The organism is Bacillus sp. JJ1533 (assembly GCF_036965045.1).
In the GTDB taxonomy this organism is placed as follows: Bacteria; Bacillota; Bacilli; order Bacillales; family Bacillaceae_L; genus Ferdinandcohnia.
The window spans coordinates 12,683-30,196 of the sequence record NZ_JBALOV010000042.1; the positions used below are offsets into that span (position 1 = coordinate 12,683).

Genomic DNA, 17,514 nt, shown 5'->3' on the forward strand with positions numbered 1-17,514 from the left:
AAATGCCTGAGAGCCTTTGGAAGTTTTTTTACGTCTTTTGTGGCAGGGTGTTTATTTATCTATCTCTTCTCAACAGCTTTTCCACCCTTAAAAAATTTACTTTTAAAGAACACAAATGTTAACGTAACGGTGAAAATAAAAGTGATTGCCATCCCAGTGAAATAGAAGACCCAATGTTCCGGATAAACTGAGAGGAATGATAGAACTCCCCCCACTCCGACAGAGGTAGCTTTTACCCCTTGTGCCGCAAGATAGGCACTTCCAAGTGCACTTCCTATCATAACAGCTATGAAAGGATATCTGAATCGGAGGTTGATTCCGTAAATCGCTGGTTCGGTAACCCCGAGCCATGCGGATAAGGTTGCAGTGAGTGACACACTTTTTAATTTTGGGTTTTGTTTCAGAATAAAGAACATAGTCAAAGCAGCAGCACCTTGGGCGAGTGTAACTGTTTCCCCAATCGGCCATAAAGTCACATAGCCAAGCGTACCTGCCATTTGGAGATTTACCCCTAAGAAAATATGGTGCATACCAGTAATAACAAGAGGACCTGAAATAAATCCATACACGCCTCCAGCAAACGCAGGTGATACTTCAAATAAATAAAGAATACCATTCGTGATCCAGTTTGAACCTGTCATCGTAATAGGCCCGATAACTCCGAATGTTAATAGACCAGCGAAGACTAATGCGAACGGTGCCACAAATATCATTTGTAAATTATCTGGAATAAATCGCTTCAAACGCTTCTCAGACCAGACTAATATCCATGTAGCAAAAATAACCGGAAGAACTTGTCCTTGATATCCTATTTTGGCAATGTCCCAGCCAAATAAACTCCAGTATTCTACTTCACTTGGATTTTCTGCATATGCATAGGCTGACATTAATGAAGGATGTACTAATAATAGCCCTAATACAATCCCTAATAACGGACTGCCACCAAATTTTTTAGCAGCGGACCATGCGATGAGCACAGGCAAAAATGTAAATGCTGTATTAGCAATGACATTAATAAATTCCGCAAAACCTGTCCAACCCTCATATACATCTAATAAGGATTTCTCATCAAAGAAAATACCAGGGTTTGCAAGCATATTATTTAATCCCAATAGAAGACCTGCAGCAACAATTGCCGGGAGAATTGGAATAAAGATGTCTGCTAAAACCCTTACAACTCTCTGAATGATGTTTCCCTTTTTTGCAGTAATCTGCTTCATCTCATCCTTGCTTACCTCTTCCGCACCGGTCTGATTTACAAACTCACTGTAAACTTTCTCAACTAGCCCAGGACCAATGATAATTTGGTACTGGCCATTCACTGAGAATGTTCCCTTAACCAGTTCATTTTCCTCTAATGCCTCTTTATTCACTTGGCTCTCATCTTCTAATACTAAACGGAGCCTTGTCACGCAGTGTGTTGCATTACTGACGTTTTCAGACCCACCGATATTTTTAATAATACTAGAAACCTGATCTTTAAAATCCATGCGATACCCCTCCAATCTAACTAATCCCTATAAATTTTCAACTTGTTTAAACAAGTTAATTATAGTACAGTATATTTGGTTGTCAATAAAAAATTTAAAAGAGGAGTGTTCACTTTGGATATACGGGTCACACCTATGAGTCATTATGGTTCTTACATGGCAGTCACATACCAAGAGAATCCAAGCCCTGAGAAAAATGGGCTATATATAAATTCAGTAAAGGGAAAATCCAAACATCATCAAAATGCTCTTAAAGTTATCCCGACAATAAATGGGACTCCTGTTGAATTCACCTATGAAGCTGACGGATTTAAGATTGTCCTGTCATTTGATGGCGGTAAAATCTATTTATGCTTTGAAGATGCTGAAAGAGTTTTTGTAAAAGGACAAGGGGATAATGTTGGTTTGACACTGGATACCCAACCAATTTTCAACTTCGAATATAACTATCTTTTAGGTAACACTGGTGAAGAATATTGCATTGTAAACAGCTACAAGAATCTCACAAAATACATGGTCTTTGCACCTCAGGGATCAGTATCACTTCAACAAAACGTATTCATCGATACGACAGGCAGCACAAACAAAGCAGATAACCTGTCGAGTATCCAAATCACCTCAACGAAAGATTCAAATGAATTCTTATGTGTCATTGAAGACATTGCTACGAACGGAGCAATTCCGGAAAAACGAGAGTACAAGTTTGAAGATGCATTGAATAAGAGCACCAATCATTTTCTGAATTTCTTATCTAAGCACCCAATTGTTCCAAAAAGATATCAACAAACACTAAGAGATGCTGCTTATCTAAATTGGACATGTGTAGTGAATGAACAAGGGTTATTGAAAAGAAAAGCTATATATATGTCAAACTCGAACTTTCCAGGAGTTTGGAGTTGGGATAATGCATTCAATGCATTAGCACTCGCGGGTGTTGATGATGAACTTGCATGGGATCAAATTCAATTATTATTCGATTATCAGGACGACAAAGGCCAAATCCCTGGTTCTATAAGTGATTCAACCATCCGCTGGAATTTCTCAAAGCCGCCTGTACAAGGATTATTTGTATTAAAGATGATGGAAAAAATGACCTTGACTACTGAACAGTTAGAGAAAATCTTTACTCAGATTCGTAGACATGTTGAATTTTATCTCCGATACAAAGATTTCAATGGTGACGGGATTTGCGAATACCATCACGGTAATGATTCTGGACAGGACAACAGTACGGTATTCAAAAATGCAGACATTATCGATTCACCAGACTTAACTGCTTTCTTGATAAAATCGATGGATATGCTTGCTGTTGTGGCAGAAAAACTTGATAGAGATCAAGATAAAAAATACTGGGAAGAACAATCCGTAAAATACACACAGAAGTTTTGCGACTATTTCCTTGTTGAGGACCTTCCAGTCGCTCGATATACAAGGGACGGTAAAGTCATTGAAAGCGATGGAATCCTGCCTTTAATATCAATCATCTTGGCAAACAAACTTCCTGAAGCTACTAAAAAGAACATCATCAATATTCTAAAGAGTGAAAGGTATTTAACGAAGTGGGGAATCGCATCAGAAGCCATTGACAGTCCCTATTATGATGAGGATGCCTATTGGAGAGGACCAATTTGGGCTCCTACCACTCTCCTTTTTATAGAGGCATTTGAAGAATGCGGAGAACAAGAATTAGCGAATGAACTAACTGAGAAGTTTCTTGAACTATGTAAAAATGGGGGATTTGCAGAGAACTTCCATGCTGAAACAGGAAGAGGTTTGCGAGACCTTGCTCATACATGGACGTCAAGCGTATTTATCCATTTAGCAAAAAAACTGGCGAAGTAATAACAAAAAAAGTGTGCGAGAAGCTTTATCTCGTACACTTTCTTATTTTCGTTGTGTTTGGTCGAAGAACACAAAGTTACTTGGAGTATGCCTAGACATGGTATATTCAAACATCACACCATCCGCATTAAAAATATGACTAGTTACAACGACTACACTATTAAATCCATCTAGCTCTAAATATTTTTCATCCAATTCATTTGTTCTTTCTACCACCATTTTTCGTTTTGCAGTGACCGCTCGCTGGTCCAGCTCTCTATCTAAGAATTCATAAATTGAATCCTCCGCTATCTCCAACGTTAATCCTTTAGCAATATCTTTCCTAAAATAATTATAGTCCATGATGACCGGATTTCCTTCTAAATAACGGACACGCTTTAGGTGATACACTACAACACCAATTGGAAACCTGGTTTGCTCATGAAGGTTTTGATCTACCACCAATTCCTCAAAGACGATGACTTCCGTCCGATGCTTTTTATGGTTTCGAATAGCAAACTCCTTAAATGTTTCCGTCTCACCGAACATATATTCATTTTTTCCGAAGTCCTGATAAATAACACGGACACCTTTTCCTTGTTTGGTTTGAACATATCCATCGTCCACAAGGTTTCCGATTGCTCTTCGTAATGTGTTTCTTGAGCACCCATACTTTTTAACTAATGTGTTCTCTGAAGGAATGAATTGTTGATAATGGTAAACATTTTGCTCAATTTTCCTCTTTAAATCTTCATATATTTTTTCGTACTTTATACCTGACATAATAGCCTCCTATGCCCTATATAGTTTCAAAGAAAATAAAAACATAGGTTTTTCTTCTTCAGAATCTTTCTATACTTGGATTAACAGGGTAACAACTTCAAATCTCATACTATCTTCATACCGTTCTTTATTACAAGTATATCATTAAAATTTTATTCATTTATTTTTTACGTAAAATAACTATTTTCAATTTACATGGCCAGTTTTAAGGCAAAATAAAACAGGCTACCTCATCATAGATGAAATAGCCTGTAAACGTTGATAAATCAATGTTTTTATTAAGATTAACGTTTTGAGAACTGAGGTGCACGACGAGCGCCTTTAAGACCGTATTTCTTACGCTCTTTCATACGTGGGTCACGTGTTAATAGTCCAGCTGATTTTAATGATGGACGGAACTCAGGGTCAGCTTGTAGTAACGCACGAGCGATACCGTGGCGAATTGCGCCAGCTTGACCTGTGTAACCACCACCATTTACATTTACAAGAACGTCATAACGTCCTACAGTTTCAGTAGCAATTAGAGGTTGATTTACAACTGCTCTTAAAGCTTCGAATGGAATATATTCTGCAATGTCACGACCGTTGATAACAATACGTCCGTCGCCAGGAACTAAACGTACACGTGCAACAGAGCTCTTACGACGACCAGTGCCATAATATTGTACCTGTGCCAAATTAATACCCTCCTTATTAATTAACCGCGAAGTTCGTAAACTTCAGGTTGTTGTGCTTGATGTGGATGTTCGCTTCCAGCATAAACGTGCAATTTCTTCGCCATTTGACGGCCAAGTGAACCTTTTGGAAGCATTCCTTTGATTGCAAGTTCAAGCATTTTTGTTGGATAGTTTGTGCGCATTTCTAACGCAGTTCTTGATTTTAATCCGCCAGAATATTGGCTGTGACGGTAGTAAAGCTTATCGTGTAGCTTATTACCAGTTAATTCGATTTTTTCAGCGTTGATAATGATCACATTATCACCAGTGTCAACATGTGGTGTATAAGTTGGTTTGTGTTTTCCACGAAGTAATGTTGCAACTTCAGTTGATAAACGACCTAAAGTTTTGCCTGCAGCATCTACAACATACCATTTGCGTTCTATATTACTAGCATTAGCCATAAATGTTGTACGCATGAGTTTCCCTCCTAATTTCACTAACGTTTCATATTGTATTTAATCACGATTAAAGTTCCGGGGCTTTAACGTGGGGTTTAAATATCATACCTAAAATATAATATAACTTTCAAGGTGTATTGTCAAGAAAATGTTACACCAGGATTAGTTGTTATAACATTTTTCTAACTTCCTATTCCTTCCATTCTTCATAGAACACCTGCCATAGGTATAAACCATGGCCGGGAGCCGTTTTTCCTGCTAGCGATCGGTCTTTTCCAGTCAATATAGACGGTACCGTTTTTGCATCTTTTTGGCCACTTCCAACATCTAGTAAAGTACCCATTATTATTCGTACCATATTATACAAAAAACCACTTCCAATAAATGAAAAAATGAGTTCATCGTCAAGTTTTTCCATTTTTATTTGATAAATCGTACGAACCTTATCCTGCACTTCTGTCTTGGATGCACAAAAGCTAGTAAAATCATGTGTACCCTCTAAAAAAGAAGCAGCTTCTTTCATGGCTTGAAGGTTTAGTGAATATGGATAATGATAAGTATATTGGCGTTTAAAAACGCTTGGCTCTTCATTAGTCCACAGTCGATACCGGTATTCCTTCGCTTTTACATCAAAACGCGCATGAAAATCTGGATCGACCTTTTCTACAGTCTGAACTCGAATGTCCTCCGGGAGCATCGAATTCAGGGCTTTTCTCCACCCTTCGACAGGGATTGTCAAAGGTGAATCAAAATGAACGACTTGTCCAAGGGCATGAACATTTGCATCGGTTCGACCAGAAGCGACAATTTTTATGTGCTCCCCTTTATGCATTTTTTGTAAAACATATTCGAACTCCGATTGAACGGTTCGTTTATTCGGTTGTACCTGGTAACCTGAAAACTGGGTCCCATCATACGAAATGATGCATTTATACCGACTCATCTTTTCCCTCATCCACGTAATAAAAATAGTATAGCTGCTGTTGCAAATAACAACACGAGCATCAGTGTATCAAGGCCACGCCACTGTAATAAACGCAGCTTTGTTCGTCCTTCTCCACCACGATAGCCTCTAGCTTCCATAGCGATTGCAAGTTCCTCCGCACGTTTAAATGAACTAATAAACAAAGGAATTAATAAAGGAACAATAGCCTTCATTCGGTCCTTAATCGGACCACTCGTAAATTCGACACCACGTGCAGCCTGTGCCTTCATAATCTTCTCTGTTTCTTGCATTAATGTCGGAATAAATCGAAGTGAAATCGACATCATCAGTGCAAGTTCATGTGTAGGAAGTCCAATTTTTTTAAACGGTGATAATAAACTTTCCATGCCATCGGTTATCTCAATTGGCGTACTAGTTAGTGTTAATATTGTGGTCATAATAATTAAATATAATAGCCGTAAAGAGATAAATATCCCCTGTCTCACTCCGCCTTCATAAACCTGAAGCCAATCAAAGTCGACTAAGACGTCTCCTTCTTTCGTTAAAAAGATATGGAGAATGAAGGTAAACAGGATAACCCATAAAATTGGTTTCAACCCCGACAGAATGTAGCGTAAGGGGACCTTTGTTAGCAGTACAATTGTTAAGGTGTAAATCCCCAAAAGTGCGTAGGTTAGAACTGAATTCGCGATAAAGACAATAAACACATAAAAGAAAATTAATAAGAGCTTGGCCCGAGGGTCCATTCGATGTAGGGGGGAGTTACCTGGTATATAGCGACCTATTATGATGTTCATTGACTGGCCCCCTTATCTTTAAAGGCTTCTCCGACATAGCGAACAATTTCATTGACTGATAAACTTGCCATCGGTGGAATCTCAATGCCTAATTTATCCTCAAGCAACCCTTTCAATCTTACTGCTTCTGGTACGTCCAACCCCAAATGTAGAACCTGCTCGGGATTTGAAAAAATCTCAATAGGACTTCCTTGAAATTTAATAGTTCCTTTTTCCATAACAAGAATTTGATCGGCATATCGGGAAGCATCCTCCATGCTATGGGTTACAAGAACAGTCGTAAGCCTTCGCTCTTTGTGGAGCTTATAAAACATTTCCATAATTTCATACCGGCCACGCGGATCTAATCCTGCAGTAGGCTCGTCCAAAACGAGTACTTGTGGGTTCATAGCCAGGATTCCAGCAATCGCCACCCGTCTCATTTGACCGCCACTCAAATCAAAAGGTGATTTCGTTAAATACTCTTCCGTAAGCCCCACCATTTTTATTGTCTGTCGTGCTCTGTTCTGTGCTTCATCTAATGGCACACCAAAGTTTAACGGACCAAAACAAATATCTTTCTCAACCGTTTCCTCGAACAGTTGGTGTTCAGGGAATTGAAACACTACCCCGACATTTTTTCGAAGAGGCTTAAGATTTTTTTCTTTTTGCTTTGATGTAATGGTACGGTCACCGATTGTAATCGAACCAGAAGTTGGCTGCAAGAGTCCATTTAAATGTTGAAGTATCGTTGATTTTCCGGAGCCCGTATGGCCGATAATAGCGGTGTATGAACCAGACTTTATTTCCGCATTCACATCATATAATGCTAGTCTTTCAAAGGGTGAACGAATCTGGTAACGATGCTCTAGTTTTTCGATTGTAATGTCCATAACTCATTCACCAAGCTTTCTTCTGTTATATGATTCTTAGAAAGAGGAACGCCAATTGATCGTAGTTTCTTAGATACCTTTACAGAAAATGGTAAATCTAATCCGATTTCAACAAGCTTATCATCTAATGCAAAAATTTCCTCTGGCTTTCCTTCAGCAAATAAGCGTCCCTGGTTCATCACAATCATTCGGTCAGCTCTTGCTGCTTCCTCTAAATCATGAGTGATTGACATCACCGTGATTTGACTTTCATTTTTGATTTCTCGTATTGTTTCTAACACCTCTGTGCGCCCAATAGGATCCAGCATCGAGGTTGCCTCATCTAAAATAATTAAATCCGGTTGGACCGCAAGAACCCCCGCAATTGCTACCCTTTGCTTTTGACCTCCTGAGAGCTGATGCGGCTCATGCTCAAGAAATTCCCCCATCTTTACCAGATCAATCACTCTTTCAATACGAGAAAGCATCGTTTCGCGAGGCAATCCGTTATTTTCCATCCCGAAAGCAATATCATCTTTAACCGTGGTTCCAACAAATTGGTTATCTGGATTCTGAAACACCATGCCAATTTTCCTGCGAATATCCCATATAGACTCTTCGTTTAGCTTGATGCCCTCAATCGTTACGCTGCCTGTTTGAGGTAACAATAACCCATTTAGAATTCGCGCTAATGTGGATTTACCAGAGCCATTATGGCCGACAATCGCAAGCCATTCTCCTTTTTGAACAGAGAATGATAGGTTTTCCAATGCAAACCTCGTGTTTTCTGCATATTTATAGCTTATCTGATCCACGACCAAAAGGTTTTCACTCATGCTCATCCCCCACTTAAGTCAAATGTGTCATCACACATTTGCACAGTGTTAAATAAATTATTTCCATAGAAATAAAATGTTTCTCATCTCAACTTACTACCTTCAAAATTATTCGTTTCTTCCTTATCTGTCAAGGGAATAAAAGCGTGTTATTCCAATATTTCAGGAGAAGTATGTTTATATTGTGCGTAATCAATAAGGAGAGTAAATTATTATTTGTAGATAATTCTATCTTTTTCGAAAAATAATAAATATAAAATAAAAAGGGCTTAGACCAGTTTAATAAACTGTCCCGCCCCTCTAATGTAAAGAATTAAACTAACTCAATGATAACCATTGGTGCACCGTCACCACGACGAGGTCCAAGTTTCATGATACGAGTGTATCCACCTTGACGCTCTTCATAACGAGTTGCGATGTCACTGAATAATTTTTGTAGCGCATCTTGACCAGACTCTTCGTTTGCAACTTCATTACGGATGTAAGATGCTGCTTGACGACGAGCGTGAAGGTCACCACGCTTACCTAATGTAATCATTTTTTCTACAACTGATTTTAATTCCTTCGCACGAGCTTCAGTTGTTTCGATACGCTCATTGATGATTAAGTCAGTAGTAAGGTCACGTAATAACGCCTTACGTTGCGCGCTTGTACGTCCTAATTTTTGGTATGACATGAGGTATTCCCTCCTTTGTTGAATTATTATGAAAGACAAAGCATTAGATAACTAGGCTCTTGTAACAAGTATGACTGAACGTGTAAGAAAGACGCCTCTAATCCGCATAATTCAAAACGAGTCAGTCATCTTTACGTAAACCTAAACCAAGCTCTTCTAGTTTAGCCTTAACTTCTTCTAAAGATTTACGACCAAGGTTACGTACCTTCATCATATCCTCTTCAGTTTTATGAGCAAGTTCTTGAACCGTATTGATTCCTGCTCTCTTTAAGCAGTTATATGAACGAACTGAGAGATCTAACTCTTCAATTGTCATCTCGAGGACTTTCTCTTTTTGATCCTCTTCTTTTTCAACCATAATTTCTGCATTTTGAGCTTCATCCGTTAATCCTACAAAAATATTTAAATGTTCTGTTAGGATTTTCGCACCCAGTGCAATCGCTTCTTTTGGACCAGTACTACCATCAGTCCAAACATCAAAAGTCAGTTTGTCAAAGTTTGCGACCTGTCCAACACGTGTCTTTTCCACTTGGTAATTAACACGTGAAACTGGAGTATAGATGGAGTCAATCGGGATTACACCGATTGGTCGATCTTCACGTTTGTTCGCATCAGCCGGAGAATATCCTCGTCCACGCTTCGCAGTAAATCTCACACGAAAATGTGCGTCCTTAGCAAGTGTTGCAATGTGTAGATCTGGGTTTAAGATTTCAACATCACTGTCATGTGTGATGTCAGAAGCTTTAACCGGACCTTCACCTTGAACATCAATCTCAAGAGTCTTCTCTTCATCAGAGTAGATTTTAAGAGCTAATTTCTTCACATTTAAGATTATAGATGTTACATCTTCGACGACGCCTTCGATTGTTGAGAACTCATGTAGTACCCCGTCTATTTGAATAGACGTTACAGCGGCACCAGGAAGAGAAGATAATAGGATACGACGTAAGGAGTTACCCAAAGTTGTTCCATATCCACGCTCAAGTGGCTCGACGACGAATTTACCGTATTTGGCATCTTCGCTGATTTCAACCGTTTCGATTTTTGGTTTTTCAATTTCGATCATTTATAAACCCTCCTTCAAAACGTCGAAACCTCGGCTAGACCATGATCATTGACGTCTAACCGAAATTCCCAATAGTTAAGTTCCCTATCTGTGCACAACAACAACTCGATTCATTCTGTAAAGAACTTATAAACAAAACATGGCGATTCGTGAATCGACCTCACTCACGCCGTTGTTACACTTATAAGAATAAAAAAGTTTATCAAAACCCATTAATCCATTATAGCCATGGATAATAAATCTTATACAGAAAAAAGATCAAATACGTCCGCTAATGTTACACACGACGACGTTTTGGTGGGCGACATCCGTTATGTGGTACTGGAGTAACATCTTTAATAGCTGTAACTTCAAGACCAGCAGCTTGAAGAGCACGAATTGCAGCTTCACGTCCTGCGCCAGGGCCTTTTACAGTTACTTCAAGAGTTCTCATACCATGTTCCATTGAAGCTTTAGCAGCTGTTTCAGCAGCCATTTGTGCAGCAAATGGAGTAGATTTACGTGAACCTTTGAAACCAAGAGCACCAGCACTTGACCAAGAGATTGCATTTCCGTGTGCATCTGTAATTGTTACGATCGTATTGTTGAATGTTGAACGGATGTGTGCTACACCAGTTTCAATATTCTTTTTTACACGACGTTTACGAGTATTCGTTTTACGTGCCATTTATCCATTACCTCCCTTACTATTTCTTCTTGTTCGCTACAGTACGACGAGGTCCCTTACGTGTACGAGCATTATTTTTAGTATTTTGACCTCTTACAGGCAATCCACGACGATGACGTAGACCACGGTAAGAACCGATTTCGATTAAACGTTTGATGTTAAGTGAAACTTCACGACGAAGGTCACCTTCTACTTTGTAACGGTCAACGATTTCACGAATCTTAGTTAGTTCGTCTTCAGTAAGATCACGAACTCGTGTATCTTCAGAAACACCAGCTTCTGCTAAGATTTTTTGTGCAGTTGGACGTCCGATTCCAAAAATATATGTTAATGATATAACTACACGTTTTTCACGTGGAATATCAACACCAGCAATACGTGCCATTTAGACGTACACCTCCTTATTAATTAGCCTTGTTTTTGTTTATGTTTTGGGTTTTCACAAATTACCATTACTTTACCTTTTCTACGAATAACTTTACACTTTTCGCAGATAGGTTTTACTGATGGTCTCACTTTCATTTTTCAAACCTCCTTGATAGTTCGGAGCGCATTTATTTAAAACGGTACGTAATCCTACCGCGAGTCAAGTCATAAGGTGATAATTCAACCGTAACCTTGTCTCCAGGTAAAATACGAATAAAGTGCATGCGAATTTTACCAGAAACATGGGCCAAAACAGTATGACCATTCTCTAATTCAACTTTAAACATTGCATTAGGTAATGTTTCTGCAACAGTACCTTCAACTTCAATTACATCGTCTTTCGCCATTGGAATGTTCTCCCTTCTTCAAATCAGTAACTTGCTCATTGACAAACTTCGATACACTCAGGACTTCAACGTTTGCCATCGACCAGTTTTGTTAATACTGCTCTGAACTTCCGGAGATACGTAATCAAAAATTAGATGAATGTTATTCATGAATAGGGTTTGTGCCTTACAATTTTGTTAAGATCTCATACCCTGTTTCTGTAATAGCAATCGTATGTTCAAAATGCGCACACGTTTTGCCATCGACTGTTACAACAGTCCAGTTATCTGCTAACGTCTTCACGTATCGACTACCTGCATTTACCATCGGTTCAACGGCAAGTACCATTCCTGGTTTTAAACGTGGTCCCTTATTAGGAGGACCGAAATGTGGAATTTGTGGTTCCTCATGTAATTCTTTGCCTACACCGTGACCAACATATTCACGAACAATCGAAAAATCATGTGACTCGACATAAACTTGAATTGCATGAGAAATATTTGAAAGACGCACACCAGGTTTTGCTTCTTCTAATCCTCTATAAAGGGATTCCTTTGTAACTTCAAGAAGTTTTTGATTTTCAGGTGAAATCGTACCAACCGGATATGTCCAAGCTGAATCACCATGATATCCTTTGTACTCGGCGCCGATATCAATACTTATAATATCTCCATCATTTAAGACGCGATTACCCGGGATACCGTGTACCAACTCTTCATTTACAGAAGTACAGATACTACCGCGAAAACCATTATACCCTTTAAAAGAAGGAATTGCATCATATCCACGAATAAACTTTTCAGCAATTGTATCCAGTTCTTCCGTTGAAATCCCTGGAGCAATATATTTTTGTAATTCTTGGTGTGTCAATGCAACGATCCTACCGGCTTCGCGCATTATCTCAATCTCTCTAGGTGACTTACAGATTATCATCTACTTTAATCCCCCAAGGAGCTCCTCTACATCACCAAAAACTTTGTTAATTTCTTGTTGTCCATCGATATTACGTAGATAGCCCTTTTCCTGATAAAAGTCAAGAAGTGGCTTAGATTGCTCGATATTCACTTGAAGACGAGTCCCAACTGTCTCCGCATTATCATCGGCACGCTGATATAGTTCTCCACCACACTTATCGCATGTCCCTTCCTGACTAGGTGGGTTGAATACTAAGTGGTAGGTAGAACCACAATCCTTACAAATACGACGACCAGTTAGTCGCTCGAGTAAAATATCAGAATCAACTTCTATGTTAATCACATAATCAATCTTCTTACCGAGATCAGTAAGGATTGCCTCAAGTGCTTCTGCTTGTGGAACGGTACGTGGAAATCCATCAAGTAAAAATCCTTGGTTGCAATCATCTTTGCTTAATCGCTCACGGACAATTCCGATCGTAACTTCATCAGGAACAAGCTCACCTTTATCCATAAAAGATTTTGCTTGAAGTCCTAGTTCTGTTCCATCTTTTATTGCAGCACGGAACATATCTCCTGTTGAGATATGAGGGATATTGTACTTTTCTACGATTCTTTCAGCTTGAGTGCCTTTACCCGCACCCGGAAGCCCCATTAATACTAAGTTCAAGTGATTTGCCCCCTCAGCCTCTTATCTTAGAGGTGCTGGGAAAGAACATTCCCAGAACCTTATTTGATAAATCCTTTATAATGACGTTTTACAAGCTGACTTTCAAGTTGCTTCATTGTCTCAAGTGCAACACCGACAACGATAAGCAAACTAGTTCCACCAATTTGTGCAGACTGCGGTAAATTCGCAAATTTTATAAAGAATACAGGAAGAACAGAAATTGCTGCTAAGAAAATAGAACCAACAAAAGTCAATCGATACAGAATTTTTGTTACATATTCTTGCGTATTTCTTCCTGGACGAATCCCTGGAATGTAGCCGCCTTGCTTTTTCAAATTATCTGCCATTTGCTCAGGATTCACTTGAACAAATGTATAGAAATATGAGAACGCAATGATTAGCGCGATATAAATGATCATTCCCACAGGTTGGGTATAATCAAAATATTTTTGAATCCATTCAGTTACCGCATTAGGACCAAAGAACGATGCGATCGTCGGTGGTGTGATAATGAAGGAAACTGCAAAGATTACAGGAATAACACCAGCCGCATTTACTTTTAATGGTAAATGTGTGGAGTGTCCTCCAACCGGGCTATTAGCAGCTAACCGCTTTGCATATTGTATTGGAATTTTACGTAAAGCTTGTTGTACGAATATTACACCTACGACAACAGCTATAATTGCAATTAGCAGTAAAACAACAGTGATGATGCTAAGGAATAATTGATCTCCTGCATCTTCAAATTGTTGAATATAGATTTGATTTACAGCTGTAGGAATACCGGCAACAATACCAGCGAAAATTATAATAGAAATCCCGTTTCCGACGCCCTTCGCTGTAATTTGTTCACCTAACCACATTAGAAATGCAGTACCAGCAGTTAATACAACAGCGATTAATAAATACGTTCCGATGCTTGGATTTACAATTAACATTCCATTTGACATATTGTTAAAGCCGTATGACATACCCAATGCTTGGATGAAACCAAGCACGATTGTTCCATAGCGAGTAAACTGTGCTAATTTACGACGTCCAACTTCTCCTTGCTTAGACCATTCCGTAAATTTTGGAACAACGTCCATTTGCAACAATTGAATGATAATTGATGCAGTAATGTAAGGCATGATTCCCATCGCAAGGATTGAGAAGTTAAACAATGCTCCACCACCAAATGTATTTAAGAGGCCAAACGCTGTATTGCTATCAGTCGCTTTTAAAACATCGGCATTGACATTTGGTACTGGAATAAAGGTGCCGATTCGAAATACTACTAACATAAGTAAGGTGAATATAATTTTGTTTCTTATATCACCAACGCGCATAAAATTGGAGATTGTTTGAAACATTAGATCACCTCAGTTGTTCCGCCAGCAGCTTCAATCGCTTGTTGAGCAGAAGAGGAGAATTTGTGAGCTCTAACTGTTAGCTTTTTATCAAGAGTACCTTTACCAAGGACCTTAATACCAGCATTAAGTTTACTTACAACACCAGTTTCAATTAATAGTTCAGGTGTTACTTCTGTTCCGTCTTCAAAACGATTTAATGTTTCAAGGTTAACAATTGCAAAGTCTTTGCGATTGATGTTTGTGAAACCACGTTTTGGTAAACGTTGGAATAAAGGCATTTGACCACCTTCAAATCCAGGACGAACACCGCCACCTGAACGTGCATTTTGACCTTTATGACCTTTACCAGCAGTTTTACCATTACCTGAACCAGTTCCACGTCCTACACGATTACGTGTTTTACGGGACCCTTCAGTTGCTTGTAATTCATGAAGTTTCATTTGGGCACCTCCTTATTTCAGAAAAAAATCGAATTATTGTTCTTTAACCGTAACTAGGTGAGCAACTTTATTAATCATACCGCGAATCGCAGCATTATCATCAAGAACAACAGTCTGATGTAATTTTTTCAATCCAAGAGTACGAACAGTTACACGTTGGTCTTCAGGACGTCCAATGACACTGCGAGTGAGGGTGATTGCTAATTTCTTTGACATTATGTTTTCCCTCCTATCCTAACAGTTCTTCTACTGATTTACCACGTAACTTAGCTACTTCTTCAGCACGCTTTAATTGTCCTAAACCTTGTAGTGTTGCACGAATCATATTTACTGGAGTATTCGTACCTAAAGATTTAGAAAGGATATCACCAATACCAGCAAGTTCTAATACCGCACGAACTGGTCCACCAGCGATAACTCCAGTACCTTCAGAAGCAGGCTTTAGGAATACTTCTCCTGCTCCAAATTGTCCAATTACTTGGTGAGGAATTGTTGTTCCAACCATTGGTACAGAGATTAGATTCTTTTTAGCATCTTCAATTGCTTTACGAATTGCATCTGGAACTTCTTGTGCTTTACCAGTTCCAAATCCAACATGTCCGTTCTTATCACCAACTACTACTAGTGCTGCAAAGCGGAAACGACGTCCACCTTTTACAACCTTAGCAACACGGTTAACGGTAACTACGCGTTCTTCAAGTTCTAATTTATTTGGATCAATGCGACGCATCTATAATGTCCCTCCTTTTTAATTAAAATTGTAATCCAGCTTCACGAGCAGCCTCTGCTAGTGCTTTAACACGTCCGTGATATAAGTAACCTCCGCGGTCAAATACAACCTCTTTGATTCCTTTTTCAATTCCGCGCTTTGCAACTAATTCGCCAACTTTTGTAGCTGCATCTACGTTACCAGCACCTTCGATAGAAAGCTCTTTATCTAATGTAGAAGCACTTGCGATTGTTACAGAGTTAACATCATCGATTAATTGAGCGTAAATGTGTTTGTTTGAACGGAACACATTTAAGCGAGGACGAGTAGCAGTTCCTGAAACACGAGAACGAACACGAGCATGTCTTTTTCTACGAACTGCATTTTTATCCTGTTTCGTAATCATTTACGTCTCTCCTTTCTTTTACCTAAAAAGGCTTACTTCGCAGTTTTACCTTCTTTACGACGAACAAATTCACCTTCGTAGCGAATACCTTTTCCTTTATAAGGCTCAGGCGGACGTACACCACGAATATTAGCAGCTAACGCTCCAACACGTTCTTTGTCGATACCTTTAACAATAATCTTAGTGTTAGATGGAACATCGATTTCAACGCCTGTCTCTGGAACGATTTCTACAGGATGAGAATATCCAACGTTTAATACAAGCTTATTTCCAGCTTTCTGAGCACGGTATCCGACCCCGATTAGCTCTAAGCCTCTTTCAAAACCTTTGGATACACCTTCAACCATGTTTCCAAGTAGGCTACGTGTTGTGCCGTGAAGAGCACGGTGTTCTTTATTATCAGTTGGACGAGCAACGTTGATCACGTTGTCTTCAACATTGATTTGCATATCAGGATGGAAAGCACGAGTTAATTCGCCTTTTGGTCCTTTTACAGTAACAGTATTACCGCTGAAAGTTACAGTAACACCAGTTGGTATTTCGATTGGTTTTTTACCAATACGTGACATGTACTACACCTCCATTCTTATCAAGCTATTACCAAACGTAAGCTAATATTTCTCCGCCGGCTTGCTTTTGACGAGCTTCTTTATCAGTTAATACACCTTGTGAAGTTGAAACGATCGCGATTCCTAAACCGTTTAACACACGTGGTACTTCATTAGACTTTGCATATACACGTAGACCAGGCTTACTAATACGCTTAAGGCCAGTAATTACGCGCTCATTGTTTGCACCGTATTTTAAGAAGATACGGATGATACCTTGTTTGTCATCTTCAATAAATTCAACATCACGAACGAAACCTTCACGTTTTAAGATTTCAGCGATTTCCCTTTTGATGTTTGATGCAGGGATTTCAAGTTTTTCGTGACGAACCATGTTCGCATTACGGATGCGAGTAAGCATATCTGCAATTGGATCTGTCATCACCATAGTATTTTTACCTCCTTCCCAATTCGGGGTTTACCAACTTGCTTTTTTTACACCAGGAATTTGACCCTTATAAGCTAGTTCACGGAAACAAATACGGCATAATTTAAATTTACGTAATACAGAGTGTGGACGGCCGCAACGCTCGCAACGAGTGTACTCTTGTACTTTAAATTTCTGTGTGCGTTTTTGTTTCGCAATCATTGATTTTTTAGCCACGTTTTCGC

At 39.1% G+C, this 17,514-nt stretch carries 25 protein-coding genes; 1 reads left to right on the forward strand and 24 read right to left on the reverse strand.

Annotated features, from left to right (window positions below; genetic code table 11):
* Positions 1–59 precede the first annotated feature (59 nt).
* Positions 60–1,490: a PTS transporter subunit EIIC gene (locus V7138_RS22000; protein ID WP_335401648.1), complete on the reverse strand. Its 1,431-nt coding sequence runs from the start codon at positions 1,488–1,490 to the stop codon at positions 60–62.
* 105 nt (positions 1,491–1,595) lie between these two features.
* On the opposite strand from V7138_RS22000, the gene V7138_RS22005 reads away from it, so the two are divergent.
* The gene (locus V7138_RS22005) at positions 1,596–3,332 is read left to right on the forward strand and encodes an amylo-alpha-1,6-glucosidase (RefSeq protein WP_335401650.1); all 1,737 of its coding nucleotides are present in this window, start codon (positions 1,596–1,598) and stop codon (positions 3,330–3,332) included.
* A gap of 42 nt (positions 3,333–3,374) precedes the next feature.
* Here the strand turns inward: V7138_RS22005 and V7138_RS22010 are convergent, their stop codons facing one another.
* The 23 genes from V7138_RS22010 to rpsN form a co-directional block, all read right to left on the reverse strand.
* Positions 3,375–4,094, reverse strand: a complete 720-nt coding sequence (locus tag V7138_RS22010) for a UTRA domain-containing protein (protein ID WP_335401652.1) — start codon at positions 4,092–4,094, stop codon at positions 3,375–3,377.
* 284 nt (positions 4,095–4,378) lie between these two features.
* Positions 4,379–4,771 (reverse strand): 30S ribosomal protein S9, encoded by a 393-nt coding sequence (gene rpsI, locus V7138_RS22015; protein ID WP_335401655.1) that lies wholly within the window; start codon positions 4,769–4,771, stop codon positions 4,379–4,381.
* 20 nt (positions 4,772–4,791) lie between these two features.
* The gene (gene rplM, locus V7138_RS22020; protein WP_335401658.1) at positions 4,792–5,229 is read right to left on the reverse strand and encodes a 50S ribosomal protein L13; all 438 of its coding nucleotides are present in this window, start codon (positions 5,227–5,229) and stop codon (positions 4,792–4,794) included.
* 172 nt (positions 5,230–5,401) lie between these two features.
* Positions 5,402–6,154: a tRNA pseudouridine(38-40) synthase TruA gene (truA, locus tag V7138_RS22025; RefSeq protein ID WP_335401659.1), complete on the reverse strand. Its 753-nt coding sequence runs from the start codon at positions 6,152–6,154 to the stop codon at positions 5,402–5,404.
* 8 nt (positions 6,155–6,162) lie between these two features.
* A complete protein-coding gene (locus tag V7138_RS22030; RefSeq protein WP_335401661.1) occupies positions 6,163–6,954 on the reverse strand; it encodes an energy-coupling factor transporter transmembrane component T family protein in 792 nt (263 codons plus the stop codon).
* Complete coding sequence (locus tag V7138_RS22035) at positions 6,951–7,826, reverse strand: energy-coupling factor ABC transporter ATP-binding protein (protein WP_335401663.1); 876 nt, start codon at positions 7,824–7,826, stop codon at positions 6,951–6,953. The genes V7138_RS22030 and V7138_RS22035 overlap by 4 nt, the downstream gene beginning before the upstream one ends.
* Entirely contained in the window at positions 7,802–8,641 is an 840-nt protein-coding gene (locus V7138_RS22040) for an energy-coupling factor ABC transporter ATP-binding protein (protein ID WP_335401665.1), read from the reverse strand. Before V7138_RS22040 ends, V7138_RS22035 begins: the two co-directional genes overlap by 25 nt.
* A gap of 313 nt (positions 8,642–8,954) precedes the next feature.
* Positions 8,955–9,317, reverse strand: a complete 363-nt coding sequence (gene rplQ / locus V7138_RS22045) for a 50S ribosomal protein L17 (RefSeq protein ID WP_116354123.1) — start codon at positions 9,315–9,317, stop codon at positions 8,955–8,957.
* A 121-nt stretch (positions 9,318–9,438) separates the two neighbouring features.
* Positions 9,439–10,383 (reverse strand): DNA-directed RNA polymerase subunit alpha, encoded by a 945-nt coding sequence (locus V7138_RS22050; RefSeq protein WP_335401667.1) that lies wholly within the window; start codon positions 10,381–10,383, stop codon positions 9,439–9,441.
* Between the two features lie 277 nt (positions 10,384–10,660).
* A complete protein-coding gene (gene rpsK, locus V7138_RS22055) occupies positions 10,661–11,050 on the reverse strand; it encodes a 30S ribosomal protein S11 (protein ID WP_335401669.1) in 390 nt (129 codons plus the stop codon).
* Positions 11,051–11,069: 19 nt separating this feature from the next.
* A complete protein-coding gene (gene rpsM / locus V7138_RS22060; RefSeq protein ID WP_335401671.1) occupies positions 11,070–11,435 on the reverse strand; it encodes a 30S ribosomal protein S13 in 366 nt (121 codons plus the stop codon).
* A 23-nt stretch (positions 11,436–11,458) separates the two neighbouring features.
* Positions 11,459–11,572: a 50S ribosomal protein L36 gene (gene rpmJ, locus V7138_RS22065; protein WP_003156543.1), complete on the reverse strand. Its 114-nt coding sequence runs from the start codon at positions 11,570–11,572 to the stop codon at positions 11,459–11,461.
* 32 nt (positions 11,573–11,604) lie between these two features.
* Positions 11,605–11,823, reverse strand: a complete 219-nt coding sequence (infA, locus tag V7138_RS22070; RefSeq protein ID WP_010285101.1) for a translation initiation factor IF-1 — start codon at positions 11,821–11,823, stop codon at positions 11,605–11,607.
* Positions 11,824–11,989: 166 nt separating this feature from the next.
* The gene (map, locus tag V7138_RS22075; RefSeq protein ID WP_335401672.1) at positions 11,990–12,736 is read right to left on the reverse strand and encodes a type I methionyl aminopeptidase; all 747 of its coding nucleotides are present in this window, start codon (positions 12,734–12,736) and stop codon (positions 11,990–11,992) included.
* Positions 12,737–13,387, reverse strand: a complete 651-nt coding sequence (locus V7138_RS22080; protein ID WP_335401674.1) for an adenylate kinase — start codon at positions 13,385–13,387, stop codon at positions 12,737–12,739.
* Between the two features lie 59 nt (positions 13,388–13,446).
* Positions 13,447–14,739: a preprotein translocase subunit SecY gene (gene secY / locus V7138_RS22085; protein ID WP_335401676.1), complete on the reverse strand. Its 1,293-nt coding sequence runs from the start codon at positions 14,737–14,739 to the stop codon at positions 13,447–13,449.
* Complete coding sequence (rplO, locus tag V7138_RS22090; RefSeq protein ID WP_335401678.1) at positions 14,739–15,179, reverse strand: 50S ribosomal protein L15; 441 nt, start codon at positions 15,177–15,179, stop codon at positions 14,739–14,741. The genes secY and rplO overlap by 1 nt, the downstream gene beginning before the upstream one ends.
* A 33-nt stretch (positions 15,180–15,212) precedes the next feature.
* Positions 15,213–15,395 carry a 50S ribosomal protein L30 gene (gene rpmD, locus V7138_RS22095; protein WP_335401679.1) on the reverse strand — a complete coding sequence of 61 codons (183 nt, stop codon included), beginning with the start codon at positions 15,393–15,395 and terminating at the stop codon, positions 15,213–15,215.
* Between the two features lie 13 nt (positions 15,396–15,408).
* Positions 15,409–15,909 (reverse strand): 30S ribosomal protein S5, encoded by a 501-nt coding sequence (gene rpsE, locus V7138_RS22100; RefSeq protein ID WP_335401681.1) that lies wholly within the window; start codon positions 15,907–15,909, stop codon positions 15,409–15,411.
* A 22-nt stretch (positions 15,910–15,931) separates the two neighbouring features.
* Complete coding sequence (gene rplR / locus V7138_RS22105) at positions 15,932–16,294, reverse strand: 50S ribosomal protein L18 (RefSeq protein WP_335401682.1); 363 nt, start codon at positions 16,292–16,294, stop codon at positions 15,932–15,934.
* A 32-nt stretch (positions 16,295–16,326) separates the two neighbouring features.
* Positions 16,327–16,863, reverse strand: coding sequence for a 50S ribosomal protein L6 (gene rplF, locus V7138_RS22110; protein ID WP_335401684.1), 537 nt, complete (start codon positions 16,861–16,863; stop codon positions 16,327–16,329).
* A gap of 28 nt (positions 16,864–16,891) precedes the next feature.
* Positions 16,892–17,290 (reverse strand): 30S ribosomal protein S8, encoded by a 399-nt coding sequence (gene rpsH / locus V7138_RS22115; RefSeq protein ID WP_335401687.1) that lies wholly within the window; start codon positions 17,288–17,290, stop codon positions 16,892–16,894.
* 30 nt (positions 17,291–17,320) lie between these two features.
* Entirely contained in the window at positions 17,321–17,506 is a 186-nt protein-coding gene (rpsN, locus tag V7138_RS22120) for a 30S ribosomal protein S14 (RefSeq protein WP_010285078.1), read from the reverse strand.
* Positions 17,507–17,514: the final 8 nt, after the last annotated feature.